Below are 26,106 nucleotides of genomic sequence, written 5' to 3'. Positions count from 1 at the left end.
TCTTAAAAATTTCTGACAACTGCAATTCTAATGAGAAATGGCTGTATAATAGGCAGAGCGTGCATCATTTCAATTGGTCCTACGTGATGGTGATCGGGTCTCTCACCTCTGAGATGTATGTTAATTTCTATGTTTTTATCTTTGATATTATTGCTCTGTTTATTTGGTATTTTATGCGGTGATTTTACGTTTGTTAAGGTGCCCCCATCCCATAGATAATCACTTTGAGATACAGGTATAGTTGAAGCATAGCCCTCTCCGGATACCACGACATCATCTATGAATACCCCATAAGGATCATTGCTATTTGCATATGTTGGATACTCTGTGGCATTTGTCACCACACGGAATCTTATCATAATGCTTTTTCCGGCCCAGCCACTCAGATCGCAGTTAATTCTTGCCAAGGTTCCAGAGTTGACCCAGCCATAGTTGTTATTTGCACTTGTTCCTGCCATACTTCCAGTGCCACTAGCACCCCACCCTATACGCACACCATAGGTTATTGATTGCCACGTCATGCCGTTGTCATCGCTCACTTCTACACGCACCGTGGCAGGTGGAACACCGGCCGCAGAATTCAAATTGAACCTTATCCAGAATGAAAGTCTGGCAGTTCTAGCATTTGTAAGGTCTATCTGTTTTGTGATCAGCGATGAGTCCACTCCCTTAGGTAATGCCCAATTACTATTTGACTCTCCATACGCCCAAGCGTAATCTCCGGAATGGGCCTTCTCTGCTCCGGTACCTCCAAAATTATGAAGTTGCCAAAGATCTCTATTTCCATCTGAAGTCACACTTATTTTCACATCATCCAGGTACCAGCCCATTGCAGGGTTCCAGCCACTATTTGGTCCAACACCACCAAACTGAACAAGCATGAACACTATTCGTATATACTTGAATCCGGATTCCCGGATGTAATGGGTTAGATCAACTTCTATATAATCCCAGCCAAATGTACCAGAGCCACTTCTACCATTGAAACACCACATAGGCAAACCTGTTGTACCTGAGCCAGTATAGGTCGCATCTGCCATTCCGTTTTGCCGTCCATTTATAACCGGACCACCACTGGTAATCACATTATTGGCCCAGTTTGAGTCAAAGTACCTAGGATCCAGATTTCCCGTATAAGATTGACTGGGCATAATGTAATACCTGTGAGTCTGATCCCATGTCCAAGATGTTTCATCATTTGAACCCCACATATACATTATTCCACCGTTCGTACCCTGAGTCATCCAGTACTTGGTCCAGAAACTCAACAAGACTTTCTGAGCACCACTTACATCCACAGGTGGAGTTATGAGATAGGTGTAATTTGTGGCTGTATTTACCACACTTGAATAGTCACTAGGTATTGTACCTCCACCCCCAGAGTTGGAGGTGGGTGGTGTGTAATCAATGTAATACACAACCATGACGTCGTCAATTCCGATAGTACCTGAGATGGAAGAAATTTCTATCTTGAAGTCAAATGATCCACCGGAAGAATACACACTTACCGGTAGCTGCACAGTAAAGTATTCCTCTGGATTATTCCCTGACGAATCATCAAATTTCTCTGAGGATATTAATTGACCATCTATATAAATGTTGATTGTGGCCTTAGAACCATCCGGATAAAAAAAGTACCCCCCTACATCACCATGATCTCCAACCCAAAATCTTATTTCAGCACCTTTAATTGTGTATGTACCTGGATAATGGTATTTAAGCACCTTGGAAGGATACACCGTATGTTGGAGATATGCACCGGAGGTATCTGTTTGTGCAACCCAGTACTCATCGCTCGCTCCGTCTGACTGTCCTTTATAATAGTAATTTCCATCATTTGTTGAAGCTATGGTAAATCCACTCTCTTTCCATTTCCCAAGAAATCCGGGGGTACTTGCATCTCCAGGATAATTTGTGTAATTCCTGAATCCATCAGAAAAGACAACTGCACCCAATCCTTGGATAGTTAGACTTCCCTGTAGATTAAGATCATTTTTATAAGATCCTATCGGAGGTGTGGCTCTCAAGCCACCGGTTGTTTGCTGCATTAGAAGTTGTACAAACATAGTAAATACCTCTTGGATAACCACGGGATCATTTTCAAATAATCCCATAGATATTCTTCCTTGGGATGAATTACCTATGGGGAATAATCTACCATCCCAGCCATCTGGGGCTATGGATATAGCTATAAGATTATAGGGTATTTTAAGCAATCCACTGGATTTGTATTTAACATAATTTTCAATAACTCCCGTCTCTTCTTCATCATATCCCGTACCTGGTGCATAATAAAATTGCCTTCCGTCTCTGACACCCCTTATGTCTGAATTACTGAGTCCATCCGTTAAAACAAGTATACCTCTTACTGCATTCTCTCTGTTAACATTGTCAGCGGATTTTTTGTCCATATAATACACAGCCCATGACAAGGTATCGTATAAAGGCGTGCCTCCAGAAGCCCTAAGACCTGTTAGAGTATCTTCTATAGTTGGGAGATTCTCCTTTGTAACGTAAGTAAATTTGAGTGTAGGCTTCCACCATTTATTTCCAAGAGTATCAAATGAGAAGATGGCCACTCTATCATTTGGTCCAAGTAGTTTTATAGCATCTAGCGCTGCTTGTATGGCCACGTCTATCCTTGTATTCGCTTTACCATCTCCATTTACATCTCCTACTGTGGCACCCCTAACCACACTATTCATACTTCCAGAGGTATCGATCACAAATATCACATCAATGGGTTTTCTCTTGTTAATTCTTGGAGCTTCAGGCATCCAGAATGCATTAGGAGCAGAATGATGTGCACCACCAGTGAAATTCAGTACTTTTGTATCATTTGTGTAAAAAGTATTTTCATCTTGGTGATAATTTCCGTTGCTGTCTGTGCTACCGCTCAAACTCCAGTCCCAATCACCTATCACATTTGTACTCACATCTTTCCTATTTACAAAATTCAGGGGGCTCTCCCCGTTTATATCCATGACAGTAGCCTCGTGCACCCAGTTTCCTGCTCCATTTTCCATATTATCCCAGAAATAGTAAACCGTAACCGTCTTTATAGCCTCATTGTTGAAGTTGAATATTTCCTTTCCATTATTAGATGTACCATTAAATTGAGTCTCGGTTACCTCATTTAGAGGATCAACAATTACCCTTATATGCCTGGCTGGCCCTGCAAACATGGGAGTCCACTGTATCTCCACCTGAGCATAATTATTTGCAGGCACGTATACTGTTTTACTTCCTATCCATTCATAATCATCGTAGAATCGCACAACTGCACTGGCTCCAACGGAGCCGTAATTGTATACTTTGGTTCTCAGCATATAAGAGCGTCCAATTATGGGAGGTAGATTTGGATTATTTCCTCCATAGATTATCTGTATGTCCGAGGTAAATGTGGCAAACTCAGGAGTGTCTTTCACATATCCAAACCATCTGAAGAGACGATACATCAGCCATGCCTGACCCTGCGGAGCTGGATCATAGGGCTTTGCAATATTTGCAGCCTTCAGTCCAAATATTCCCGCTATGTTCTCTAATTTGAACGGGATTATGCCAAACTTGCTTCCACTCACGGGTGTTTTGGAGACTATTCCATATCCATATCCCGATATTGTGTTTGAGTATTGAGAAGCCAGTTTTTCCAGTGTCATATACCCAGTATCAGTGGATTTTGTTAGATGGAATAATCCCTGTGCACCTGTGGCTGTTATGTTGTACATGGTGGTGGATTGCAGGATAAGAGTCATCCCATTTGTTTCACTCTTAACATTGTTTATGCCGTATATTACACTTTTTTTATTCACATTCACGAGATTTATTGAGGTAATTTCAAGATAATTCTTCAATTTTGAACTATCATCAATATACGCCATTATGTCATTTCCAATGAAGAGTTGCCCCGTATTGGGATTGTTGCTCATGGAATCTATAATGGCCTTTATGTCACCTTTTCCTATTTTTCCATCTGCCCATATGACCAGGTTATATTGTGCAAAATATGTTCCATCATCGTAGCCGTAGGGTAGATTTGCTGAATGCGAATCAATGACCTTGTACCTGTATCCTAGATGCTGCAACGTTACCACAAGAGCATTTTTCTCGTTAATAGAATTTGTTTGAGAACTGTTGTAAACTATGAGAGTTGAATAATGCACAAAAACGTTTGTATCAACTATTTCTGTATTTATGACATTATTTTCCTCGTTTGTCTCCTCTATTGTGTTGTATGGATCCACTATGGCTGTGAGCACATGCTTACCGGGTTGGGTTGGAATCCAAGTAAAGTTAACGACAACAAAGCCGCCATCTGGAGGTATCACCCCTGTTGAATTTGGATTGGTGGTATTTATGTTAAGTGATGGCGCTCCGTCAACCTCAAGCAAAACCTCGCTGGATAGTGCTGTGCCCCCATTGTTTGAAACCACAACGCTAATATGCACAGGCTCCTTGTAAAGCGGATTTCTGGGCTCTATTATCATATCCTCAACAGCCAGGTCATTTCCAGCTCTACCCGAAATATTGGCAAGCCATTTCAGAATCCTGTAAGCGATGAAATCTTGAGCATAGTAATGCTTGACCCTTGAAAGTTCAAATCCAAGATACACTATTTTCCCTCCTCCAGTAGAGGAGGAATCCTTGTATATACCTACTGGAAAATACCGGTTCCCCGTGGACCCTTCTTCCTTTGCCTCTATGAACTTCTTATAAGATCCCATATTTGAGAGGTAAATGGTATCGTTCCCGTTTGGGGCATGATCCCTATTCATTAGGTCATCCATTATCAAACTTCCATTTGAGAGTGTCAGATTTATTGCAGGATTCTCTATGCCTTTTATGTTCCCCATGTTGGTACTCTTTGGTGTGAGATAGGAATCCGCTAAAATGGTTCGTAAATTCCCCTGGCTGATCTCTTGGCTTATTAGCCAAAGGGAGCCACCCCTGTTGAATACGAAATCTTCAAGTATGGATGCCTGAGCTGACGTGATTGGATTTTCCTTGTATCCAGTTTCCCATATTACCAGATCATGAGAATCAACATCCCTTTTCAACTGCCCAATATCAATGCTACTCTTATCCACAGTGTACTTGTATCCAGCAGTATCAAGGTAATACTTGTAGTACCTGCTTGTATCCCAAGGAGATCCCTCGGCATATCCATCGTCATCCACCAGAAGTATGCTTGGTAACACAGTGAGGCTTACAGATGCCGTGTCCGGATATTTATTTGGATTTTCCACAGGGGTGATGTTTATGATCTGGAATATCAAATGGTGCGTTCCCGAAACTTTGGAAACCACATTATTTCCCTGAGAATTGGCCCCTACATCCTCCCAGATAAAGGAGATTGTTGTCTGGCCTGCGGCGGCTATTGTGTAGGTCGTATCCCTATCAGGTAGATATTCCGAGGATCCAAGATTAGTCTTTATTGTAATTTCTCCCGAGGGATTTGATGCACTTCTGTATCCTGGATACTGATCCAGGACCCTTAACTGGAACTTTGCCCCCGTACCCCCAAGATTTTCAACGGTTACGGATACCTGAACATTATTTCCATGGGTTGGAGACAGCGTTGAAAGGGTTACAAGCTTTGAATCTATATAGAGATCAGGATTTTTATTTCCAGTCCCTCTGCTGACATAGATGTTTGTTGAGTAGCTTATGTTACTATATCCATTGTTCACCCATACCTTAATCTTGTAGGGCCTCAAAATGTTCAGAGAATCATTTGTTTTGAACCTTACGAGGGTGGTGAATGCATTATTTCCGGAGTAGTTCATTGGTTTTATTGGAGATCCTTCAATGCTGTATTTCAGTATCGTTTGGGAAAAATCAAGGGTTACATTGTAGGTTCCAACATCTCCTCCTGTATTTGGATTGAAAATAATTGCCTTGAATGTTGCTGGCTTACCCAGAATTGGTATGGATGGGGTGGTTGTGACGCCAACGAGTACGGGGGGTAAACTCGTTCTGCCCTGAAGCTTTGATGACCATATTATGCTTCCTGTGTTTTTATCCATAAGGGTGATTCCAACATCTAAGTATTTCGTATCTTCCAAATGGGGCCAGTTCCATCCATCCCAAGAAGAATTGTAGTAAAAACTCTCACCCTGAGAGAACTTTCCATCCTTATCAAAGGGCTGTTTTGAAAAATGAGGTTCAGATAACATATGCTGCTTGGCTGTGAAATCAATTACAACAATAAACATTGTTCTCCAATCCACCAAACTTTCTCCCCCAACATTCCTCACTGTGATATTCAAGCAATATCCTCCAGTACCGTTGGGTACTATGTGTAACGTAGCATCAAACTGGGCATAAATCTTGGGCTGGGGTGTTGGCATGGTACCCACATAATAGAAAACTGTTGAAAACAGCATTACCGTTATGAGCAATACAAGTATGCTTCCGAGAACTTCAGATACGCCTTTCTCCTTCTTGAATATTTTTTTATAGACTCTCCCCTTCACATTCATAATTGGCCTATTGGAAAGTTTCTTATTTAAACTTTATGGGGTATGTACCATCATTTTACAGCATAAGATTAAAATACCCAACATCTATAATCCCAAATGGGGCCCGTGGTCTAGGAGGTTATGACGTCACCCTGACACGGTGGAGGTCCCCGGTTCGAATCCGGGCGGGCCCACTGGAGATACCTCTTATTTCCTCATCTCTCTTCCCTTGTAAGAAAAAACATTTATGGAGTACCATATTCAAAATCAAAGATATTGATTAGGCAAACCGCAAGTTTTTTTATATATCCCGTTATACCTCTTTAAAAACATTAGGAGGATGTGAAATTGAGTGAGCAAAAACCAAAGCCTCCAAAAAAGAGAGGCAAAGTAACCATTGATGAGAGAAGATGCAAGGGTTGCTGGTATTGCATTGAGTACTGTCCCACAAAGGTTCTTGAGGTATCAGAAAAACTCAACGAAAAGGGATATCATCCACCAAAACTTGTGGAGAAAGAGCCAAATAAGGTATGTATTGCTTGCCACCTATGTGAACTGTATTGTCCCGATTTTGCAATTATTGTGGAGGAGATAAAATGATCAAACCGGGTTACTATTTCTGGAGTGGAGATATAGCCGCAGCAGAGGGGGCTATAGCAGCGGGTTGCAGATTCTACGCGGGCTATCCGATCACCCCAAGCAGTGAGATTGCTGAGCGTATGGCCCTTCGTCTTCCCCAGGAAGGGGGCAAGTTCATCGAGATGGAAGACGAAATAGGCTCAATTGCAGCGATAATAGGCGCTTCATGGACTGGAAAGAAGGTCATGACAGCCACTGCAGGTCCCGGAGTTTCTCTTATGAACGAGAACATAGGTCTGGCAGCCATGACCGAAGTACCTCTCGTGGTGGTAAATGCCATGCGCGGCGCACCTTCCACGGGGTTACCCACACTCATAGGACAGGGAGATCTCATGCAGGCAAAGTGGGGCTCACATGGAAGTTATGAAATTATATCCCTTTACCCAGACAGCGTGCAGGAAACCTTTGATCTTATGATAGATGCTTTCAACTATGCGGAAAAATACCGTGTGCCTGTTATTTTCCTCATAGACGCAATGCTAGCGCACATGTACGAAAAGATTCACGTACCTCCCGAGGATGAAATAGTAAGAATTGAAAGAAAGAGACCAACCAAACCTCCTGAAGAAACGTTGATCTACGAGGCTGACGAGGATCTAATTCCCCCAATGCCCAGGATAGGAGATGGATACAAGATCCACGCCTCCGGGTTGACCCACAACGAGAAGGGATACCCTGAACTCACACCCCAGGCCCAAGAAAAACTTGTTAAAAGGTTGAACGATAAGATAAGAAAACATGCCGAGGAGATCTGGAAGGTTGAAGAGTACAAAACCGACGATGCGGATGTAATAATAATAGCGATGGGCAGCGAATCGAGGTCTGTAAGATATGCGGTGGATCTTGCAAGAAAGGAAGGAATAAAGGCAGGAATGCTACGTCTCATAACCATCTGGCCGTTTCCATACAAATTCATAGAGAAGTACGATGTACCATACATTGTGGCGGAGATAAATTACGGTCAAATATACCACAAGGTAAGAGAATACACCAAGAATGTTGAACTTCTCCCCAAGATGGGAGGAGAGATCCACAAACCCGAGGAGATTCTCCGCGCAATAAGGAGGCGATTGTAATGAACCCCATGGAAGAAATGAGAATGCAGGAGGAAGAACTTCTCCGTACTGATAGGTTACCCCATGTGTGGTGCCCAGGATGCGGAATTGGTATTGTCATGAACGCATTTTTGAGGGCATTTATCAGGAGCAAGATGGATCCCAATAAACTTGTTGTGGTTTCGGGTATAGGATGCACAGGTCGTGCCGCGGGATACGTGAATGTGGATTCTTTCCATACCACCCATGGAAGGGGAATACCCTTCGCCGTGGGTATAAAATTCGCCAGGCCTGATCTAAACGTTGTGGTTTTCAGCGGTGATGGGGACCTCTTCGCCATCGGGGGAAATCACTTTGTGAATGCTGCTCGCAGAAACCATGATCTTCTGATAATTGCCGTTAATAACTTCACGTACGGGATGACCGGAGGACAGCATGGTCCCACAACACCCACAGGAGCCTACACAACAACCACACCCTACGGAAACCCTGACAGGCCCTTCAACATACCACATCTGGCAATATCTCTAGGGGCTCCCTACGTTGCAAGATGGACCACATACCACGTTATGCAGATTCAAAACTCAATATACAACGCCCTGCACCGCAAGGGATTCAGGGTCATAGAGATAATATCCCAGTGCCCAACGGTGTATGGAAGGAGAAACGACATGAAAACTCCCCTTGAGATGATGCACTATTTCCAGAAGAACTCGGTAAGGAAAGATGATGCTTCCTTTGAAGAACTTGAACTGACCTACAACGGAAAGATAGTTGTGGGTGTTTTCAGAGACGTTCAGGGCATACCCACATATGAGGAAAGGTATGAGGATATAATAAGGAGGGCTCAAAAATGAGGCTGGAAATTAAGTTTGGAGGACTTGGAGGTCAGGGGATAATAACTGCTGGATACATAACTGCAAAGGCCGCCTCCATATACGATGGAAAAGAGAGTGCTTTCACCCAGGATTACAGTGCAGAGGCGAGGGGAGGAGCAAGCACAAGCGAGGTAATAATATCTGACGAGAAAATCACATATCCACAGGTACTGGAGGCAGACTATCTGGTGTTGATGAGTCAGAGCGCATACAGGGACTATTTGCATAAATTGAAAAAGGGAGGAATGCTTATAATTGACGAGGACCTCGTAAAACCAGATGATAAAGCAAAAGACTTCAAAATTTACAAGATACCCGCTACAAGATTCGCAGAGGAAATTGGAAATCCCATAGTGGCCAACATTGTTATGCTTGGGTTCTTCACAGCAATAACCGGCGTTGTATCAAAGAACGCAATGTGGAAATCAATAGAAGAGCGCATACCCAAGAGATTCCTTGAACTTAACGAAAGAGCGTTCCTGAAAGGCTACGACTACGGAGAAAAAATAAAGAATGGGGTTGTGGAGCTCAGCTGAAGAGTTCTAAGAACCTGTAGGCTTCAACACCTTCCTTAAAACAATAGTGGATAGTGTTGAACTCCTTTTTCAATTCTTTTACATCGTTTTTGACCCCTTCAATATCTCCTTCCACAGCAACACGCTTTATTAATTCAGCCACGTATTTCATCTCGCCTTCCTTCATTCCTATGCGTGTGAGTTCCTGCACTCCAAGGCGTATCCCGCTGGGATTCCTTGGCTTCTTGGGATCATCATAGGGCAGAAGGTTATAATTGCAGATTATGTTTGCCTTCTCAAGATCCTCGGCCACCTTGCGTCCGCCACCCTGGGCAACAACATCCACAAGCACAGTATGCGATCTTGTAAATCCATTCTTTTCTCCAAGAACCTTGAAACCGAGTTCGTAAAGTTCCTGCGCCAGGGTTTGAGCATTTCTCACAACTTGTTCTGCATACCTCCTTCCAAACTCAATGTGCTCTGCAAGTGTTATTGCCAAGGCAGCCATATGGTGCAGGTGATGATTGCTTATCACGCCGGGAAACACACCACGCTGAATTTTCTTCCAAAACTTCTCTCTCTTCTCCTCATCTCCAGGGGGGTTTGCAAGGATCATTCCCCTCTGGGGTCCAGGCAAGGTTTTATGGGTGCTTCCAGTCATCACATGGGCGCCCTCTCGAAGAGGATCCTGAAACTGCCCACCCGCAATGAGACCAAGAACATGGGCTCCATCGTACCAAACCGTTGTGCCAGCCTCCTGAAAGGCGTCCTGTAATTCCTTCAGGGGTGCGGGAAAGAGGAAAACGCTCATGCCAAACAGGGCCACCTTGGGCTTCACAATCCTGATCAATTTTGCACTGAGATCAACATCAATGTTCATCTCCTCAACATCAAATGGATATTCAATCTTCGTGACTCCCCGCATTCCAACAGCACCGAATTTTGCACTGCTTATATGGGCTCCACCCTGCAGAGGAGGACCTGTGATTACATCACCGGGCTTTGTAAGGGCAAATAAAACCGCCTGATTTGCATTGGTTCCGCTTATTGGACGGACATCTGCATAATCAACATTGAAAAGCTTTTTGGCAAGCTCGGTTGTGAGATCCTCAATCTGATCCACATATATGTTGCCCTGATAGTACCTCTTTCCAGGAAGGCCCTCCGCGTATCTATTGTGCAGATCGGAGATCAAAAACTCCATGGCCATGGGACTTATCAGGTTTTCAGAGGCTATCATTGGCAACGAATCTCGAAACCATTCAGTATGCTTTTTCACCAACTCTCTAATTTTCATTGCATCATCCAAAGAGCTCATATCATTCACCCATCGGACATGGCGAGGATTTATAATAACTTTTTATCTTTGAGCAGAGAGATGAACCTTTTCATCCATTCTGCCAGATCTCCGGGGTGTCTCGCAGATACAAGATTTTCATCCACAGACACACCATCGACAAACTCTCCTCCTGCTGCTATTAAATCATCCTTCACCCCGTACCAGCAGGCAATTCTCCTTCCCTTCACCACACCCGCAGATATGAGAACCTGCACACCATGGCATATTATGGCAATGGGCTTATTCTCTGCAAAGAAATGCCGAGTTATCTCAACGGCCCTGTGCTGCAGCCTCACCCTCTCGGGGGATTTGCCTCCTGGAATTATTAGAATATCAAATTCCCGGGGATTCACATCCTCGTAATGCATATCCGCCTTTAAAGAGTATCCATGCTTACCCCTGAGTTCCTTCTGGGATGATGCCACCTTGACATCAATGCCCTCTTCCTTCAGGCGATGATAGGGATAGAAGAGTTCAAGATCCTCAAAATCGTTTTCCGCAAGGATTAGCGCCTTCATAATTTCAAAATTATCTTGCAATATTTAACCTTTGCAGTGAGATAATTATTTATGTCCCAAGCATATTGCATTGTGTGGAGAAACACAACGTGTGCATGCGAGATTGTTACGATACCTGTGCCCTTTTAACTGAGGTTAAAGATAGTAAAATAAAAGTAAGGGCAAATCCTGCAAACAAGGTGACACACAATTTTCTATGTCCAAAGGGGGCCCTGCTGCCAAAATGGTTTCACAGCGGGGATAGAATTAAAAGCCCCCTTGAAAGAGCAGGTGCCAAGCCCACCGAAGATTTCAGGAGAATCTCTTGGGAAGAAGCAGTTTCAAAAATCGCAAGAAAAATGAAAGAGGTTCAAAGAAATCAAGGGAGCAAGGCGATACTCCTCTACTATTATTACGGAGATAGGGGTCTCATAAATGCCAATTTTCCACACAGATTGTTCAATTATCTAAATGCGAGCATTGTGGATGATGTGATCTGCGATCGGGCTGGAGAGGAGGCTCTAAAAGATATATACGGTACCGCTCAGGGCATGGACCCTGAGGATTTGAAAAATGAGAAACTCATAGTTTACTGGGGTATAAACGCTGCGTGGACCAATATGCATGGATTCTTCCTAGCCAAGAGATTGGGTCTGGAAATCTGGAGCGTGGACGTGGTGCGCAGCGCCACGGCAAAAAGGGCAGATAAATTCTTTATGCTAAGGCCAGAAACAGACGTGCTATTTGCCCTGGGAGTTGAAAAGATAATAATTGAAGAAGAACTGTACAATGAGGAATTCGTAAGGGAAAATACCATCGGATTTGAGAGGTTCAAGAATTATCTGGAAGGAATAAAGATGTCCCTTATATCAAGGGAGACGGGAATTTCAACCAGAAAAATAAGGGAATTCGCTGAAGAATACGCAGAAAAAAGAGGAGTTATACACATAGGATACGGGTTCCAGAGAACTCAAAATGGAGGTGAAGCGGTTCGTGCCATATCCATTTTACCTGCACTTGTGGGAAAGAAGAGGGGATTCATATACAGCAACAGGATCCTGCCCAAAGAATATGTACGTGGAGAGTTTTTAAGAAGGAAAAAGGGATATAAAATAACCCAGTTAGAACTGGCAGATTACATAGAAGAGGGGAAGATAAAATTCATATTCATATACGGCACAAATCCTCTTGCAACGCTTCCAGAGCAGAAAAAATTGAGAGAGGCCATACTCAAAAGCGATGTTTTCATCGCACTTCATGACATATTCTTCACGGACACTGCAAGGTTCTCAGACATAGTGCTTCCCGCAAATACCTTCTTTGAAAGGTTTGATATCGCAGACTCATACTATCACAGGTACATTGCAATAAATGAAAAGGTCATAAATGCCTATGGAAAAAGCAATGCCGAGGTGGCAAAACTCATAGCGAGAGAGATGGGAGCAGAGGAACCCTACCTCTACGAGGATGAGGAGGAAATAGCTGAAAAAGTGCTTCGGAATATTGGAGTAGATTTTGAAAAACTCAAAAGTGAAAAGGTTATGAAGATACAGATGCACTCCTACGAGCCCCTTACGGATAGTGGAAAGATAGAACTACTCTCAAAAAGAGCCATTAAAAGAGGGCTGCCCGCATTTCCAAAATTTGAAAAATTGAAGAGCAGGGGATTGAAACTCATCACACCCACATATCTATTCACCGTATCATCACAGTACCACAACACCTATGGCTATGCAGATGAGAATCTTCACATAAACCCGAAAGATGCCGAAGAAAGGAAAATAAAAAATGGAGATATGGTAAGAATTTTCAATGAGTACGGGGAGGTTAGAACAAGGGCACTGGTAAGCAAGGACATTCAAAGGGGCATAGTGCTTCTATACAAGGCATTCTGGCCCTCCATACTTGGATGGAACGCCAATTACCTCACAACAGGCAGGGAAAATGAAAAATATGGTGGTGCGACAGTTCTCCACAGCGTATGGGTAGATGTGGAGAAAATTTAAATTTCAATTTCCTCAATTCTAAGGTCCATGGGCTCCAGGGGCTTATCCACATCTATCCCATGCTTTAGTGCCCATTTCCTTATGCTGTGCACGAGCATTCTTGAACCGAATTTGGCCAGGGGAGAGAAGAGCAGAAAGGCTGGATTTCCCTTGGTCACCCTTTTCAATCCATGATCAACCTCCCAGGCCAGATGCCTCCACGCGTGATAGATGTGCAGAACCCTTCCAGGGGTTAGGTTCTCCGTAACATCAAATCCTTCCTCTCCCTTCAGAGCAGCCATTGGCACAAATGCTAAGGGCGTGACTGTGAAATGCGCCTGCTCACCCAGCTTTTCTCTGAGTTTCTTCTCCATAGTGATTATGAGTCTAGCGGTATCGATCTCATCCTCCTCTGTTTCCCATGGAAGCCCCACTATGCTGGTGTACGCTGGAAACCAGAAAAATTTGTTAAATGCGTATGTTCCATTCAGCAAAACCCATGGCCATTCCTCCGGAGTGAAGGGCTTCATCTTGTTGTTTGCAATCTTCCTTATAAGCTCTGGAGAGGCCGTTTCAAATCCCACCTGTATGCCCACCCATTTATTCAGCCCTGCGTGATTTAACTCTGCAACCTTCTTCAGAATTCTGGGTGCGGCCAAGGCTCCCGCAGCGGTACCGTGGGTTGGATTTGCATACTCAACCCTCTTCAGCACCTCCTCAAACAAACCTATCACCGCATCCTCATTGGGATAAAAATTCTTGCGGTCCTCAACCATATAGTTGAATATGTCCTCGCTGTGTAACCATGCTGTTTTTTGTCCCGCCCTGACATTCACCTCCAGTTCCGCAAGAATCTTCTCAATTGGATAGAATCTTGCAGTCCTTAAATTTGGAGAGCAGAACCTGCATCCACGGCCACAGCCACGCATGACCTCTATCATTCCCTTAAAGGATGGATTGACTATGTTGGGTATTTCCTCCAGTTTTGGCCAGGTTTTTATTGTTATTATTTTCTCAGCATTTCCCGACTCAATATCCCTGAAAATGTCTGCAATCACATGCTCGGTCTCTCCAATCACCACGTGGTCAACGCCCAGTTCTTCTGTCAACTTAGGCCTTGCTTCAAGTTGCCAGGCACCTGGGCCTCCAACCTCTATCTTAAATTTAAGGCCCTTCCTTTCACGATAATCTCTAATTCTCCTCAAAAGTGATATGAATTTGTACTTAGTGTACGATGTTAGCTTACCCCCATCTGTGAACATCATCGTTACGGGCCCCAGCCCATAGGGATCCATGGTGTTTATCCCAACTATGGTAGTTTTCTCGTCTATGAATCTCTCAACATGGAGAGGATGAGCCACAACAACATCGCTGGGAGAGAATCCATCACGGAGCAAAGAGGCTTCAACCTTGCGAAGTCCATAGGGAGCAAAGGTCAGTCTACCATTATCATCTGGAACCTGCGTGTCCAGCAGATTGTAAATTGGCTTAGGTACCCGCTCAATAGGCGCACATCCCAAGAAATCCAATAGTGGTATATGCCTGTAAGTGCTTGTTAAGGTTTCATCCGCTGTGAGCACTATCCTCATTCACACCACCTCCGAGTAATCCTCAAGGAGTTCGATGAGAGTTCCCAAATACTCAGCAGCCTTCTCCAGTTTTTTATCCAGTTCCCTTACAATTCTCTCCTCCTCACCCTTCAGGTCACCAACCTTTTCCTTCACCAACCTCATGACCCTTGGAAGATCATGGTTGTATATGTCCTCCAGCAGGCGAAGAAATACGGAGAGCACATTACTTTCAGACCTGTACAGATACCTCTTCCCCTCCTTCTTTCTCACTATGAGGTGCAACCGCATTAATCTGTGCAGACTCCCAGTAACACCGGATAAGCTGTATCCAAGATTCTCTGCGATTTCCTGCACATCCATATCCCTATCTCTGATCAGCAGTTCGGCAAGCACATTGGCATCAACTTCCCTTATACCTGCCTTATCAAATATCTTGGCCAGTGATTCTCGAACATTCCTTATAACACTGCTCTCAACTTTCACAAAATAGTGAAAGTTGTGAAATATATAAATCTTTTCCCTACCAAAAATATAAATATGAATTCCCTAATCACGCCTAAAGGTGATATGAATGGTGAGAAAACCGGGGAGAATGTATCACAACATCGACGGTCCCGCTTACACAAGAAGGGAGTACATGGGAGGAGTCCCCAATCCAAAAATAGTTCATTTTGAAATGGGCAATGTGGAGGCAAAGAATGATTTTACCCTTGAGGTTAATCTTGTGATAAATGAGGCATGCCAGATCAGACACACCGCCCTGGAGGCGGCTCGTATAATTGCCAACAAGTATCTTGGCAGGATAGGTACAGCCAACTATTATCTCTGGATCCGTGTGTATCCTCATCATGTACTCAGGGAGCACAAAATGGCAACTGGAGCGGGTGCTGATCGTATATCCTCCGGTATGAGCCTCGCATTCGGTAAGCCTGTTGGAACGGCTGCGAGGGTTCGCGAGGGTCAGGTAATAATGACTGCCAGGGTAAACCCGCAGCATCTTGAAAGGGCAAAAAAAGCACTTAAAGAGGCATCTTACAAACTGCCCGCCCCCTGCAGCATTGTAGTGAAAGAGTACGAGGGAGTGGCTAAATAGGCCTTTTCAGTGGGATTTCGTTTATTATCTCCTTTTTAAACAGCGCCTTATCCTGAGGGTTCAGGGTTTCCATATCTAGGGATATTATCAGGATGCCCCTTTTCTCACTCACCGCGTCCCTCAACCTTTGGAGAAGGTGAAGCACCTTCAAGAATGAGGTGTTGGTGATCATGGTTTCTATGCCCTCAATCACGATAACGCTCCTCTCCTGTTCCTTGATGAAATTCACCACAAGAGCCTGAATCTTAGTTAAATCTGCCGGGCTCACACGATTCGTACCCTTTATGCTGCTCAACCAGATAATTTTGGCATTGTCCATCTCATAAAAATCAAGGTTTTCTGGATTTTCCCGTGTTATATAAAGTCCGGATAGCCCCCTTTCAATAACCTGCATAAAAATCCTGCGAGCATGCCCGGGCACCTTCTCATTGATGTAGTAGGCATGACCGGCCTTGATCTCAAAGGTCCCCTTCTTTCTCCTTTTTCCGTACTTCCTAACTATGCGCTCCACATCCTTGCGGAGAGAGGCATCGTCCTTTTTTAATGCGGCTCTGAGTTCTCTGATGATATCATCGTGCATAAAATCAAATCCCAACGCAACTATAAATAAATTGCTACTCCCTGCGCAGAATTGCCATGTAAAACACATCTCCTACCAGGATGTACGCTCCAAATCGACCCAGTTTGAAATATTTGCCCTCAAAATTTCTTTTTTCAACCTTGAACCTTTTATTTTCATTCAAAAATCTCATCACCACATCCTCAGTCTCCTGGGGTGTGTATGAGCACACAACGTAAACAAGATAACCTCCACTCTGCACAAACTTCTTGGCCTCGTTCAATATGCTCACCTGTAAATTGGAGAATTTATCAAACTCATTTTGATACTTTGCCTCGGGATTTCTCGCGGCGGCACCCACTCCACTGCAGGGTGCGTCCACGAGCACCACGGAGAATTGCCCATTAACACCATCAAAAAATACCCTCACATTCATACCCCATACAGATGTCCTCTTTTCCAATGAATCCAATTTTCTCCTGTTTATATCATAGGCATAGTAAACCTTTTTTGGGAAGAGGGCATGCATTGCCAGAGTTTTTCCCCCACTACCTGCACAGTAATCAAGGATATCACTGCCCAGGGATGCAGCTATTTTAGCAACCATCTGACTCGATGCATCCTGAACCATGGCCAGGCCTCCCTTTACCAGCGAAGAGTAGCGAGCAGCAGAATTTGTGATCACTGCACTTTCCGGCACGTATGGCTCTGCCTCAAATCCCTCCTCCTTCAGTTTCTCAATGGCCTCCTTTCTTGAAATTCTTGGTAGATTGATGCACAGGGTCGTCTCAGGCTCCCTGTTTATTATTCTTAGGAATTCATCGGGTGTGACTGAGGCGAGTTCAGGGGAGAGGGAATATTTCACATGTTTGGGTGCATCCACATCAATGTTCCTGTGGTAGAGGGCTATGTAATTTTTTGGACTCTTATCCAAGTTCATCCTCTCAAGAAGAAAATCGTAGTAGAGGATGTACCGAACGATGCTGTGAACAATTTTTGCAACTTCCTCCCTCTCTTCAAAACTCAATCCAGAGCGAGGCAGAATGTCCCGCATGGCCCGTGCCATGTTTCCCTTGCGAAGGTACTTGGAGATGATCCTTGCAGCGATGCGATCAATCTTGTTCACGTTTGGAAGAATAAGCCATGGGGTAAAAATTTTGCTAAAGATTCAAAGGCGTTGAGATAAATTTTTTATATAGGCATCCGTTTAGGTGCCATACTCAAGGTGATGCAAAATGGCCAATGGATTATACACAGCAAGAAAACTGGAAGAAGATCGCAAAAAGTTCCGATGGAGCGATAGATACTATAAGCGCAGGGTCCTGAGACTCAAGGAGAAGAGTGATCCACTGGAGGGGAGTCCACAGGCTCGCGGGATTGTGATTGAGAAGGTGGGTATTGAGGCAAAGCAGCCCAACTCCGCCATAAGGAAATGCGTTAAAGTCCAACTAATCAAAAACGGTCGCGTTGTAACTGCATTCGCTCCAGGAAATGGAGCAATAAATTTCATAGACGAACACGACGAGGTTGTTATAGAGGGAATTGGAGGGAGATTGGGACGTTCAAAGGGAGATATCCCTGGAGTGCGTTACAAGGTAATCAAGGTAAACGGAATATCACTTCTTGAACTTGTACGCGGTCGCAAGGAGAAACCTGTGAGGTGATTTAGATGGATTTTCTCATTTTTGGTAAGTACGATCCAAAGGAGGTTGTTGTTAAGGATCCGGGACTGGCAAGGTACATAAATCTTGATGCAAGGCTTGTTCTCCACACCCATGGGAGACATGTGAAAAGGCATCTTGGAAAGGCAAGTGTGAACATTGTGGAGAGACTCATAAACAATCTGATGCGCACAGAGAAGTACACAGGAAAGAAGATGAGCGCCTACAACGTGGTAAAGAAAACATTTGAACTCATAGAAAAAAGAACGAAGCAAAATCCAGTACAGGTACTTGTGGATGCAATTCAAAATGCCGCACCCAGAGAGGAGGTCACAAGGCTCAAGATGGCGGGTATTGCGGTGCCAAAGGCCGTGGATGTCGCACCCTCCAGAAGATTGGATATTGCCCTGCGCAACATAGCGCTAGGAGCTGTGAACTCCTCATTTAAAAATTCAAAAAGTATTGAAGAGTGCCTTGCCGATGAGATAATCAAAGCAGCAAGGAACGATGTGAGCAGTTTCGCTGTCTCAAAGAAGGAGGAAATTGAGCGCGTTGCTGCCTCTGCAAGATAAAGGTGGTGTGAATGGGAAGGAAGGAAGACAATATAAAGAAGGCAATGCAGATAATGCGAAACGTTGAACTGATACGCAACATAGGCACCGTGGCTCACATTGACCACGGAAAGACCACACTCAGCGACAACCTTATAGCGGGAGCGGGAATGATGAGCGAGGAACTCGCCGGAAAGCAGCTCGTTCTGGATTTTGATGAGCAGGAGCAGGCGAGGGGAATCACCATAAACACGGCGGCTGCAAGCATGGTTCACGAATACGAGGGAAAAGAGTACCTCATAAATCTTCTCGACACCCCCGGACACGTTGATTTTGGTGGTGATGTTACCCGAGCAATGCGCGCTGTGGATGGCGTTATTTTGGTGGTGTGCGCCGTTGAAGGTGTCATGCCCCAGACGGAAACGGTGCTTAGGCAGGCCCTTAAAGAGCGTGTCAGGCCCGTGCTCTTCATAAACAAGGTTGACAGGCTTATAAACGAGTTGAAACTTGACGCTCAGCAGATGATGGCAAGATTTGAGAAAATAATAAAAGAGGTAAATAAACTCATAAGAAGGTATGCCCCTGAGGAGTTCAAAGATAAATGGATGGTTCGCGTTGAAGATGGCACTGTGGCATTCGGCTCAGCATATCACAACTGGGCCATAAGTGTGCCATTCATGAAGAAGACAGGTATATCATTCAAGGATGTTTTTGATCACCTTGAGAAGGGTGAAACAAAGACCCTGGCCAAGAAGGCACCTCTCCATCGCATAGTTCTTGATATGGTCATTCAGCACCTTCCAAATCCAAAGGAGGCTCAAAAATACAGGATTCCAAAAATATGGAAGGGGGACATAAACACACCACTGGGCCAGGCCATGATCAACTGCGATCCCAAGGGGCCTGTGGGTATGATGATCACCAAAATTGTTATAGACCCACATGCTGGTGAGGTGGCCGTGGGTCGCCTGTTCAGTGGCACCCTGAGGAAGGGGCAGGAACTGTATATTGCAGGTATGGGAAATCGCAAATACCGCATCCAGCAGCTCTCGATGATGGTTGGTCCGGACAGAATACCAGTGGATGAACTTGATGCGGGAAACATTCCAGCAATAATAGGACTCAAGGATGCAATTGCAGGTTCAACGGTTTCAAGCATTCCTGATGTGGAGCCCTTTGAGCCCATGAAGCATTACAGCGAGCCTGTGGTGACCGTGGCCATAGAGGCAAAGCACACCAAGGATCTCCCACGCCTCATAGATGTTCTCCGCTCAATATCCAAGGCAGATCCAAGTTTAAGGGTTGAAATAAACCAAGAAACGGGAGAGCATCTGCTCAGCGGTATGGGCGAGTTGCATTTGGAAGTTACAATTTACCGCATCACCCATGAGTACAAGGTCGAGGTCATAACCTCACCACCCATTGTGGTTTATCGCGAAACCGTTGACCATAAGGGAGGACCATTTGAAGGAAAGAGCCCGAACAAACACAACAAATTCTACATTGAGGTGGAACCACTTGAAGAGAGTGTGGTACAGGCCATCGTTGATGGAGAGATTGAGGAGATGGACAGGATAAAGAACAGGAAGGACCTTGCCAAGAAACTTGAAGAACTGGGAATGAATAGGGATGAGGCAAAGAAGGTTGAGGCTATTCGCGGTCCTAACATACTGCTTGATATGACCTGGGGTGTGCAGTATCTCAACGAGACCATGGAACTGGTGAAACAGGCGTTCTTTGAGGCGGTTGATAGGGGTCCACTTGCAAACGAGAAGGTTTACGGACTCAAGGTGAAACTTGTTGACGCAAAGCTGCACGAAGATAGCATACACCGTGGTCCGGCACAGGTAATACCTGCGGTGAGGAACGCCATATATGGAGCCATGTGCCAGGGCAATCGCGTGCTTCTCGAGCCCATTCAGAAGATCTACATCAACGTGCCCATGGAACTGGTGGGGGCAGTTACCAGGGAAATTCAGCAGAGACGCGGAGTTATAGTGGACATGGAGCAGGAGGAGTACCAGACCATAATACATGCAAAGGCTCCTGTGGCTGAAATGTTTGGCTTCGCCTCCGCAATAAGAAGTGCAACTGGAGGAAGAGTTCTGTGGAGCACCGAGAATGCCGGATACGAGCGTGTGCCGAGAGATCTGCAGCCACAGATAGTGAGGCAGATACGTGAGAGGAAGGGCCTCAAACCCGAGCCCTACGATGAGAAGTATTACGCTGAGTTGTGAGGAAAAGGATTTATATATAATGCATATATGGGAAAAAGAAAAGGAGGTATGAAAAATGGCAAGCAACAAACCCCACATGAATATCGTGTTCATCGGACACGTTGACCACGGTAAATCCACAACAGTGGGCAGGCTGCTCTACGAGCACGGAGAGATTGATCAGAGGGTCATTGACCAGTACAGACAGGAGGCAGAGAAACTCGGTAAGGCCACATTCGAATTCGCCTTCGTTATGGACAGATTGAAGGAGGAGAGAGAAAGGGGTCTTACCATTGATGTTGCACACAGGAAGTTCGAAACTGATAAGTACTACTTCACGATCATCGACGCTCCCGGTCACAGGGACTTCGTCAAGAATATGATCACGGGCACATCACAGGCAGATGCTGCTGTGCTTATTGTTGCCGCTCCAGAGGGTGTGATGGAGCAGACCAAGGAGCACATATTCCTTGCAAGAACTCTGGGCGTGCCCCAGATGATAGTCGCAATAAACAAGATGGATGCCACAAAGCCACCCTACGACGAGAAGAGATTCAACGAAGTCAAGGCTGAGGTTGAGAAACTTCTTGCTGCAGTGGGCTGGAAGGATGTACCTGTTGTACCAATATCTGCATACAAGGGCGATAACATAATGAAGAAGAGCGAGAACATGCCATGGTGGAAGGGCCCCACGCTTCTGGATCTGCTCAATCAACTGAAGGTTCCTCCAAAGCCAACCGATAAGCCGCTCCGCATACCGGTACAGGATGTTTACAGCATCACTGGTATAGGTACCGTGCCTGTTGGACGCGTTGAAACAGGTGTGCTGAAGGTTGGTGACAAGGTAACATTCATGCCAGCAAACAAGAGCGGCGAGGTGAAGAGCATTGAGATGCATCATGAACCAATGAAAGAGGCCTATCCAGGAGACAACATAGGATTCAACGTCCGCGGCATAGGTAAGAAGGATATCAAGAGAGGAGACGTGTGCGGTCATACAAGCAATCCGCCAACGGTGGCAAAGAGTTTTACCGCGCAGATTGTGGTTCTCAACCATCCAAGCGTTATAGCACCCGGTTACACGCCGGTGTTCCACGCCCATACTGCACAGGTGGCCTGCAGATTTGAAGAGCTCATAAGGACCCTTGATCCACGCACTGGTCAAACGAAGCAGGATCATCCAGACTTCCTGAAGACGGGAGATATCGCCGTGGTCAAGATAGTACCAACAAGACCCATGGTTATAGAGCCCGTCAAGGAGATTCCACAGCTCGGCAGGTTTGCAGTTAGAGATATGGGTCAGACCGTTGCCGCAGGCCAGTGCATAGAAGTGGAGAAGAAAACCTTCTAATCCCTTTTTAATTTTTGGTGAGATATATGGCAGTATATAAGGCCAGGATAAGGCTAAGCGGTACAGACCACAAAAAGGTAGATGAAGTTTGTAATCAGATTAAAAAAATCGCGGAAAGAACGGGTGTGGAGCTGCACGGACCAATACCCCTTCCCACAAAGAGGCTGGTGGTACCCATAAGGAAGGCTCCCGATGGAGAGGGTAGCGAGACATGGGAGCGCTGGGAAATGCGCGTGCATAAGAGGCTCATAGACATAGATGCTGATGAACGCGCCCTAAGACAACTCATGCGCATCCAGATCCCTGATGGGATACACATAGAGATTGAGTTAAAATCCTAAAAATTATTCAACTCGTATATCATTTTTCCATCCCTGTAAACCCTTATTGTACCCTCGCTTGATACTGCAAAACTTATCGCCTTTGTTAGTTTCGTTATGGACCTTGCTGCCAGATGCCTGCCGCCGTACCCATCAAGAATCCACTCATCCAAAACCAGATTTTTCACGTATGCACCAGCAGATACAACGTACCCCCTATCGTCCACAATTGTTGCTCCATCCATTATGGCAAACTCCCGCAAAGTATCAAAATTCTCTTCATTGAGCAAATTTCTGAGATTTTTATCTATTCCGCTCATAGGATTGGCTATCTTCTGCACAACATACCGCATTACATTATTTGTATCCCCAATAATGAACAGGGCACCTGCTGGAGAACCCTCTCGACCCTTCTTAACAATTTGCATTGAGAGTTTTAGCACATTTTCAACAATATCCCGTTCAAGACGATCGGAGAGCGTGTCCAGAAGGGATAGCATTTTTAATTTCGTCATATCAAAGAAAAGGTGATGACTCTCACCTTCCTTCTCAAAAACGAAGAGCACACGATCCTTTGAAGTGATGAGTGATGAATTGAAAAGGTACAGGATGGTGTCCCTAATTATATTTAGAGTTTCAATATCAGGGAAAAAAGAATAATCGGAAAACACACTTTTAACATTCTTTTTAAGCAGAAATTGCACCGTTGGTCTCCTGTTCTTGGGGTACACGAGAATAAGATCTGCATTTTCAAACTTCTCCGCAGCACGCTCAGGATCATCTCCCATAACCACTATCTTTGTAGGTTCCTGCACAGAGTATCAAAATAGTGCAGATATTTAATTTTTCTTATGCTCTATCTTTCTGGCAATGCGGTTTGTCATAAGCGCAATTGTTATCTCACTTCTCGTTTTCTCAATCAGGGATCTGGCAGTGTCCTGCTTCGGTTTGAGAGGAACAAGCCCCGAAGGATAATTGAAACGCATAAGCATCTCGTAAATGCTTTCCATCAGAGAAAGGTATTTTTCAGCCGTAGAAAAATTCTCATTCCTTAGAGATTCCAGCACCTCACGTCGCAGTTCTCCAACAACATCTCCCATCCCCATGATGTAGGCCTCAGGATTTACCCCCAGTTCCCTATGACTCGGTATTGGTTCATCCCTCAAAATAGACCGAAACACCATGGCCTCACAGTACTCCTGAAGAGCATTTTGCACAAACCCTGAATAAAGGAGATCAGGATACTGATTCACAAGGAGGCTTTTTAGATGCCACACCTCTTCCTTCAGTTTTCTCACAATTTCATCCACATTCTCACCGCGATGCATCATGATTATTGATTGCGAGGAAAGCCTTATTATCACCCTGGCTGATTTTATTCCAATCTCCCTTACAGAATCCTTATCGTCAAGTTCCTCTTCAATCAGATCTCCGATTTCCTCAAGACTCATAAACCCCCCAATTTCATCATAATATTTCAAATTATTTTCACTTCAATTTCCTCTCCCATCCTGTTGTATGCCTTCCAGGAAGAAAGGGTGAATGGATAAGCCACTATTATATGAACATCTCCCGTGCGAGAGAACATATCCAGATCCGCCTGAGATGGCAAGGGTACACCTGAAGGATGAGAATGCACGGAGCCAACTATGGTGAAGTCAATGGGTTTCATAAGAAGATTGTAGAGCACGCTTCTTCCCCCGGAAATTGTGCCGGGAAGTAGAATTATCTCGTAGATTATTTTGTGTTTTGCCCGGAGAAAGGCTCCAAACTCGTTGGGATATGAGGATTTTGAGGATTCCATTATGAGTTTTAGAACTTCCTTCTTTATTTTCCACAAGGGAATCACCCAAGAAGAGTTTCCCTGATCCTGCTTATTGGAGAGTTTCTGAACCTGACAAATTCCGCATATTTTTCGGATTTTTCAATTTCTATAAGATCATCGCCACCTATCTCAATACTGTACTGCCCATCAAGAACGAGCAGATTTGTTCGTTCATCTTTGAGTCTTACCTTTATTTTTCCAGCAGGAAGTACGAATGAGCGGGGATATCTTTTGAATGGAGCAATTGGTGTGAGAACTATATCCTCAAGATTTGGATACATTATAGGTCCTCCTGCGCTAAGGGCATAGGATGTGGACCCTGTGGGCGTGGCAACTATCAGGCCATCAGCCCTGAATTCGTCCAGAAGTTCATTCTCGTAAAACACGGAATAGCTCCTTAACTTTGCAATTTCAGAGGTGTGAATAACAACCTCATTTGTGCAATCGTAAAGACGCTTTCCGTTCAATTTAACCATTATTCTCATTCTCCTATCAACGAAGTATTCGCCCCTTTCAATCTTCTCCATAGCAAGATCAAACTCATCAGGTCCTATCTCTGTCAAAAATCCAAGAAGACCCATATTTATACCAAGAATCATTCCCCTGGCCCTCTGAAGAGCTAGAAGTATTGTCCCATCTCCCCCAACGGTGATTATAATATCCGCCTCAATTCTTTCCATGGGTATGCCCTCCACGCCCAGGGCATTTCCCGTATGGGTATCAACCTCCGGATGTATTTTATCGTAGATCCTCCGCGCAATCTCCACACATTCCCTCTTCTCCGGATTCGCTATGAGAGCAAATTTCATTAAAACACCCCCATAATTTCGGGCTTGGCAAGGGCAATTACATTTCTGCGATCCTCAACTCCAATATTCATTCTCAGCAGCTTCATACCATTTGCATCCAAAACAAGCCCACCTGCCTCCTTGACAATCAGATAAGCTGCTGCAATGTCAACTATGCGAAGCACCCCAGCGCTTTTAAAATTATAAATAAAGGCATCCGCAATGCCCTCTGCCACAAGGCACATCTCAAGGGCAGCAGATCCCAAACTACGTACCCGCCGAACTTTCTTGGCAATTTCAAAAGACTTCGGATTTGCCCTGTTGCCGAGGTAAATAACAAACAGATTTTTTCCACCATCAACATGTATTTTATCTAAATTTTTAAAGGCCCCTCCATCCTTAATAGCATAATACTCATCACCTGTAACTACATTTTTCACTATTCCTGCCCTCACATCCTCAATTCCTCTTTGGGCTACAGCTATGGAAACCGAATAGTATGGTAGACCAGCCTCCGCATTGTAAGAGCCATCAAGGGGATCCACGATTATTGTGCTTTTATAGTTCCTATCAATGAATCCTGCTTCTTCGGTGAATATGTTATAAGGCATGTCCTCCTCTTCAACCATATTAATTATTGCGCTTTCTGCCTCAACATCAACCCTGGATGAGGGTAATCCATAAGCCCCAGTTTTCACGATGTCAGCCGCATTTGGACCATATTCTTCAAGCACTTCAACTACTCTTTTTGCTGCCACCGACGCCAGCCTTTTTATACTTTTCATATCTTCGCTCATCAAAG

Annotated in this window: 23 protein-coding genes and 1 tRNA gene; 12 read left to right on the top strand and 12 right to left on the bottom strand. The window is 44.6% G+C overall.

Annotated features, from left to right (window positions below; all coding sequences use genetic code 11):
• Window positions 1-2 precede the first annotated feature (2 nt).
• Complete coding sequence (locus tag ACIM339_RS04815; protein WP_015283491.1) at window positions 3-6,482, bottom strand: CARDB domain-containing protein; 6,480 nt, start codon at window positions 6,480-6,482, stop codon at window positions 3-5.
• A 99-nt stretch (window positions 6,483-6,581) separates the two neighbouring features.
• Here ACIM339_RS04815 and ACIM339_RS04810 point away from each other — a divergent pair.
• The 5 genes from ACIM339_RS04810 to ACIM339_RS04790 all read left to right on the top strand — a co-directional run bounded on the left by ACIM339_RS04810 (window position 6,582) and on the right by ACIM339_RS04790 (window position 9,569).
• Window positions 6,582-6,655, top strand: a tRNA-Val gene (locus ACIM339_RS04810).
• Between the two features lie 154 nt (window positions 6,656-6,809).
• Window positions 6,810-7,061, top strand: coding sequence for a 4Fe-4S dicluster domain-containing protein (locus ACIM339_RS04805; protein WP_015283490.1), 252 nt, complete (start codon window positions 6,810-6,812; stop codon window positions 7,059-7,061).
• Window positions 7,058-8,176, top strand: coding sequence for a 2-oxoacid:acceptor oxidoreductase subunit alpha (locus ACIM339_RS04800; RefSeq protein ID WP_015283489.1), 1,119 nt, complete (start codon window positions 7,058-7,060; stop codon window positions 8,174-8,176). Before ACIM339_RS04805 ends, ACIM339_RS04800 begins: the two co-directional genes overlap by 4 nt.
• Window positions 8,176-9,012 carry a thiamine pyrophosphate-dependent enzyme gene (locus ACIM339_RS04795; protein WP_015283488.1) on the top strand — a complete coding sequence of 279 codons (837 nt, stop codon included), beginning with the start codon at window positions 8,176-8,178 and terminating at the stop codon, window positions 9,010-9,012. Before ACIM339_RS04800 ends, ACIM339_RS04795 begins: the two co-directional genes overlap by 1 nt.
• Window positions 9,009-9,569, top strand: a complete 561-nt coding sequence (locus ACIM339_RS04790; protein WP_015283487.1) for a 2-oxoacid:acceptor oxidoreductase family protein — start codon at window positions 9,009-9,011, stop codon at window positions 9,567-9,569. The genes ACIM339_RS04795 and ACIM339_RS04790 overlap by 4 nt, the downstream gene beginning before the upstream one ends.
• Here ACIM339_RS04790 and glyA read toward each other — a convergent pair.
• Together glyA and ACIM339_RS04780 are read right to left on the bottom strand one after the other, a co-directional pair.
• Window positions 9,562-10,866, bottom strand: a complete 1,305-nt coding sequence (glyA, locus tag ACIM339_RS04785) for a serine hydroxymethyltransferase (protein WP_015283486.1) — start codon at window positions 10,864-10,866, stop codon at window positions 9,562-9,564. The genes ACIM339_RS04790 and glyA overlap by 8 nt on opposite strands.
• 29 nt (window positions 10,867-10,895) lie before the next feature.
• Window positions 10,896-11,405 (bottom strand): type 1 glutamine amidotransferase domain-containing protein, encoded by a 510-nt coding sequence (locus ACIM339_RS04780; RefSeq protein ID WP_015283485.1) that lies wholly within the window; start codon window positions 11,403-11,405, stop codon window positions 10,896-10,898.
• Window positions 11,406-11,500: 95 nt separating this feature from the next.
• Here ACIM339_RS04780 and ACIM339_RS04775 point away from each other — a divergent pair, with 95 nt between their 5' ends.
• Window positions 11,501-13,390: a molybdopterin-dependent oxidoreductase gene (locus ACIM339_RS04775; protein ID WP_015283484.1), complete on the top strand. Its 1,890-nt coding sequence runs from the start codon at window positions 11,501-11,503 to the stop codon at window positions 13,388-13,390.
• On the opposite strand, the gene ACIM339_RS04770 is transcribed toward ACIM339_RS04775, so the two are convergent.
• Both ACIM339_RS04770 and ACIM339_RS04765 read right to left on the bottom strand, forming a co-directional pair.
• Window positions 13,387-14,958, bottom strand: a complete 1,572-nt coding sequence (locus ACIM339_RS04770; protein WP_015283483.1) for a radical SAM protein — start codon at window positions 14,956-14,958, stop codon at window positions 13,387-13,389. The genes ACIM339_RS04775 and ACIM339_RS04770 overlap by 4 nt on opposite strands.
• Window positions 14,959-15,423, bottom strand: coding sequence for a GbsR/MarR family transcriptional regulator (locus ACIM339_RS04765; protein WP_015283482.1), 465 nt, complete (start codon window positions 15,421-15,423; stop codon window positions 14,959-14,961). It abuts the gene before it with no gap.
• Window positions 15,424-15,511: 88 nt separating this feature from the next.
• Between ACIM339_RS04765 and ACIM339_RS04760 the strand changes: the two genes are divergently transcribed.
• Entirely contained in the window at window positions 15,512-16,033 is a 522-nt protein-coding gene (locus ACIM339_RS04760; RefSeq protein WP_015283481.1) for a 50S ribosomal protein L16, read from the top strand.
• Here the strand turns inward: ACIM339_RS04760 and ACIM339_RS04755 are convergent.
• Together ACIM339_RS04755 and ACIM339_RS04750 are read right to left on the bottom strand one after the other, a co-directional pair.
• Entirely contained in the window at window positions 16,026-16,613 is a 588-nt protein-coding gene (locus ACIM339_RS04755) for a DUF835 domain-containing protein (RefSeq protein ID WP_015283480.1), read from the bottom strand. The genes ACIM339_RS04760 and ACIM339_RS04755 overlap by 8 nt on opposite strands.
• 34 nt (window positions 16,614-16,647) lie before the next feature.
• A complete protein-coding gene (locus tag ACIM339_RS04750; RefSeq protein WP_015283479.1) occupies window positions 16,648-17,718 on the bottom strand; it encodes an RsmB/NOP family class I SAM-dependent RNA methyltransferase in 1,071 nt (356 codons plus the stop codon).
• Window positions 17,719-17,827: 109 nt separating this feature from the next.
• On the opposite strand from ACIM339_RS04750, the gene ACIM339_RS04745 reads away from it, so the two are divergent.
• The 5 genes from ACIM339_RS04745 to rpsJ are packed head-to-tail and all read left to right on the top strand — an operon-like array spanning window position 17,828 to window position 22,712.
• Window positions 17,828-18,256 carry a 30S ribosomal protein S12 gene (locus ACIM339_RS04745; RefSeq protein ID WP_015283478.1) on the top strand — a complete coding sequence of 143 codons (429 nt, stop codon included), beginning with the start codon at window positions 17,828-17,830 and terminating at the stop codon, window positions 18,254-18,256.
• A gap of 5 nt (window positions 18,257-18,261) precedes the next feature.
• Window positions 18,262-18,825: a 30S ribosomal protein S7 gene (locus ACIM339_RS04740; RefSeq protein ID WP_015283477.1), complete on the top strand. Its 564-nt coding sequence runs from the start codon at window positions 18,262-18,264 to the stop codon at window positions 18,823-18,825.
• An 11-nt stretch (window positions 18,826-18,836) separates the two neighbouring features.
• Complete coding sequence (locus ACIM339_RS04735) at window positions 18,837-21,041, top strand: elongation factor EF-2 (RefSeq protein WP_015283476.1); 2,205 nt, start codon at window positions 18,837-18,839, stop codon at window positions 21,039-21,041.
• A 55-nt stretch (window positions 21,042-21,096) separates the two neighbouring features.
• Window positions 21,097-22,371 (top strand): translation elongation factor EF-1 subunit alpha, encoded by a 1,275-nt coding sequence (tuf, locus tag ACIM339_RS04730; protein ID WP_015283475.1) that lies wholly within the window; start codon window positions 21,097-21,099, stop codon window positions 22,369-22,371.
• 26 nt (window positions 22,372-22,397) lie between these two features.
• Entirely contained in the window at window positions 22,398-22,712 is a 315-nt protein-coding gene (gene rpsJ / locus ACIM339_RS04725) for a 30S ribosomal protein S10 (protein ID WP_015283474.1), read from the top strand.
• Here the strand turns inward: rpsJ and ACIM339_RS04720 are convergent.
• From ACIM339_RS04720 to ACIM339_RS04700, 5 genes are read right to left on the bottom strand one after another with little or no spacing between them, the layout of a single operon-like run.
• Window positions 22,709-23,506, bottom strand: a complete 798-nt coding sequence (locus tag ACIM339_RS04720; protein WP_015283473.1) for a DNA integrity scanning protein DisA nucleotide-binding domain protein — start codon at window positions 23,504-23,506, stop codon at window positions 22,709-22,711. The two genes, rpsJ and ACIM339_RS04720, sit on opposite strands and share 4 nt — an antisense overlap.
• A 24-nt stretch (window positions 23,507-23,530) precedes the next feature.
• A complete protein-coding gene (locus ACIM339_RS04715) occupies window positions 23,531-24,142 on the bottom strand; it encodes an RNA-binding protein (protein WP_015283472.1) in 612 nt (203 codons plus the stop codon).
• Window positions 24,143-24,168: 26 nt separating this feature from the next.
• The gene (locus tag ACIM339_RS04710; RefSeq protein ID WP_015283471.1) at window positions 24,169-24,540 is read right to left on the bottom strand and encodes a Mov34/MPN/PAD-1 family protein; all 372 of its coding nucleotides are present in this window, start codon (window positions 24,538-24,540) and stop codon (window positions 24,169-24,171) included.
• Window positions 24,537-25,325, bottom strand: coding sequence for an NAD(+) kinase (locus ACIM339_RS04705; protein WP_015283470.1), 789 nt, complete (start codon window positions 25,323-25,325; stop codon window positions 24,537-24,539). The genes ACIM339_RS04710 and ACIM339_RS04705 overlap by 4 nt, the downstream gene beginning before the upstream one ends.
• Window positions 25,325-26,101 (bottom strand): inositol monophosphatase family protein, encoded by a 777-nt coding sequence (locus ACIM339_RS04700; protein WP_015283469.1) that lies wholly within the window; start codon window positions 26,099-26,101, stop codon window positions 25,325-25,327. Before ACIM339_RS04700 ends, ACIM339_RS04705 begins: the two co-directional genes overlap by 1 nt.
• Window positions 26,102-26,106 lie beyond the last annotated feature (5 nt).

The organism is Aciduliprofundum sp. MAR08-339 (assembly GCF_000327505.1).
Taxonomy (GTDB): domain Archaea; phylum Thermoplasmatota; class Thermoplasmata; order Thermoplasmatales; family Aciduliprofundaceae; genus Aciduliprofundum.
Note: the sequence above shows the minus strand (reverse complement) of the source record. Positions and strands in the feature narration are given on the sequence as shown.

Excerpts from the sequence above, each read along its gene's own strand:
- glyA (WP_015283486.1), bottom strand. The coding sequence starts at position 10,866 with ATGAGCTCTTTGGATGATGCAATGAAAATTAGAGAGTTGGTGAAAAAG.
- ACIM339_RS04755 (WP_015283480.1), bottom strand. The coding sequence starts at position 16,613 with ATGCACGATGATATCATCAGAGAACTCAGAGCCGCATTAAAAAAGGAC.
- ACIM339_RS04770 (WP_015283483.1), bottom strand. The coding sequence starts at position 14,958 with ATGAGGATAGTGCTCACAGCGGATGAAACCTTAACAAGCACTTACAGG.
- ACIM339_RS04715 (WP_015283472.1), bottom strand. The coding sequence starts at position 24,142 with ATGAGTCTTGAGGAAATCGGAGATCTGATTGAAGAGGAACTTGACGAT.
- ACIM339_RS04800 (WP_015283489.1), top strand. The coding sequence starts at position 7,058 with ATGATCAAACCGGGTTACTATTTCTGGAGTGGAGATATAGCCGCAGCA.
- ACIM339_RS04700 (WP_015283469.1), bottom strand. The coding sequence starts at position 26,101 with ATGAGCGAAGATATGAAAAGTATAAAAAGGCTGGCGTCGGTGGCAGCA.
- ACIM339_RS04705 (WP_015283470.1), bottom strand. The coding sequence starts at position 25,325 with ATGAAATTTGCTCTCATAGCGAATCCGGAGAAGAGGGAATGTGTGGAG.
- ACIM339_RS04740 (WP_015283477.1), top strand. The coding sequence starts at position 18,262 with ATGGATTTTCTCATTTTTGGTAAGTACGATCCAAAGGAGGTTGTTGTT.
- ACIM339_RS04780 (WP_015283485.1), bottom strand. The coding sequence starts at position 11,405 with ATGAAGGCGCTAATCCTTGCGGAAAACGATTTTGAGGATCTTGAACTC.
- ACIM339_RS04790 (WP_015283487.1), top strand. The coding sequence starts at position 9,009 with ATGAGGCTGGAAATTAAGTTTGGAGGACTTGGAGGTCAGGGGATAATA.
- ACIM339_RS04775 (WP_015283484.1), top strand. The coding sequence starts at position 11,501 with ATGCGAGATTGTTACGATACCTGTGCCCTTTTAACTGAGGTTAAAGAT.
- ACIM339_RS04760 (WP_015283481.1), top strand. The coding sequence starts at position 15,512 with ATGGTGAGAAAACCGGGGAGAATGTATCACAACATCGACGGTCCCGCT.
- tuf (WP_015283475.1), top strand. The coding sequence starts at position 21,097 with ATGGCAAGCAACAAACCCCACATGAATATCGTGTTCATCGGACACGTT.
- ACIM339_RS04815 (WP_015283491.1), bottom strand. The coding sequence starts at position 6,482 with ATGAATGTGAAGGGGAGAGTCTATAAAAAAATATTCAAGAAGGAGAAA.
- ACIM339_RS04795 (WP_015283488.1), top strand. The coding sequence starts at position 8,176 with ATGAACCCCATGGAAGAAATGAGAATGCAGGAGGAAGAACTTCTCCGT.
- rpsJ (WP_015283474.1), top strand. The coding sequence starts at position 22,398 with ATGGCAGTATATAAGGCCAGGATAAGGCTAAGCGGTACAGACCACAAA.
- ACIM339_RS04745 (WP_015283478.1), top strand. The coding sequence starts at position 17,828 with ATGGCCAATGGATTATACACAGCAAGAAAACTGGAAGAAGATCGCAAA.
- ACIM339_RS04735 (WP_015283476.1), top strand. The coding sequence starts at position 18,837 with ATGGGAAGGAAGGAAGACAATATAAAGAAGGCAATGCAGATAATGCGA.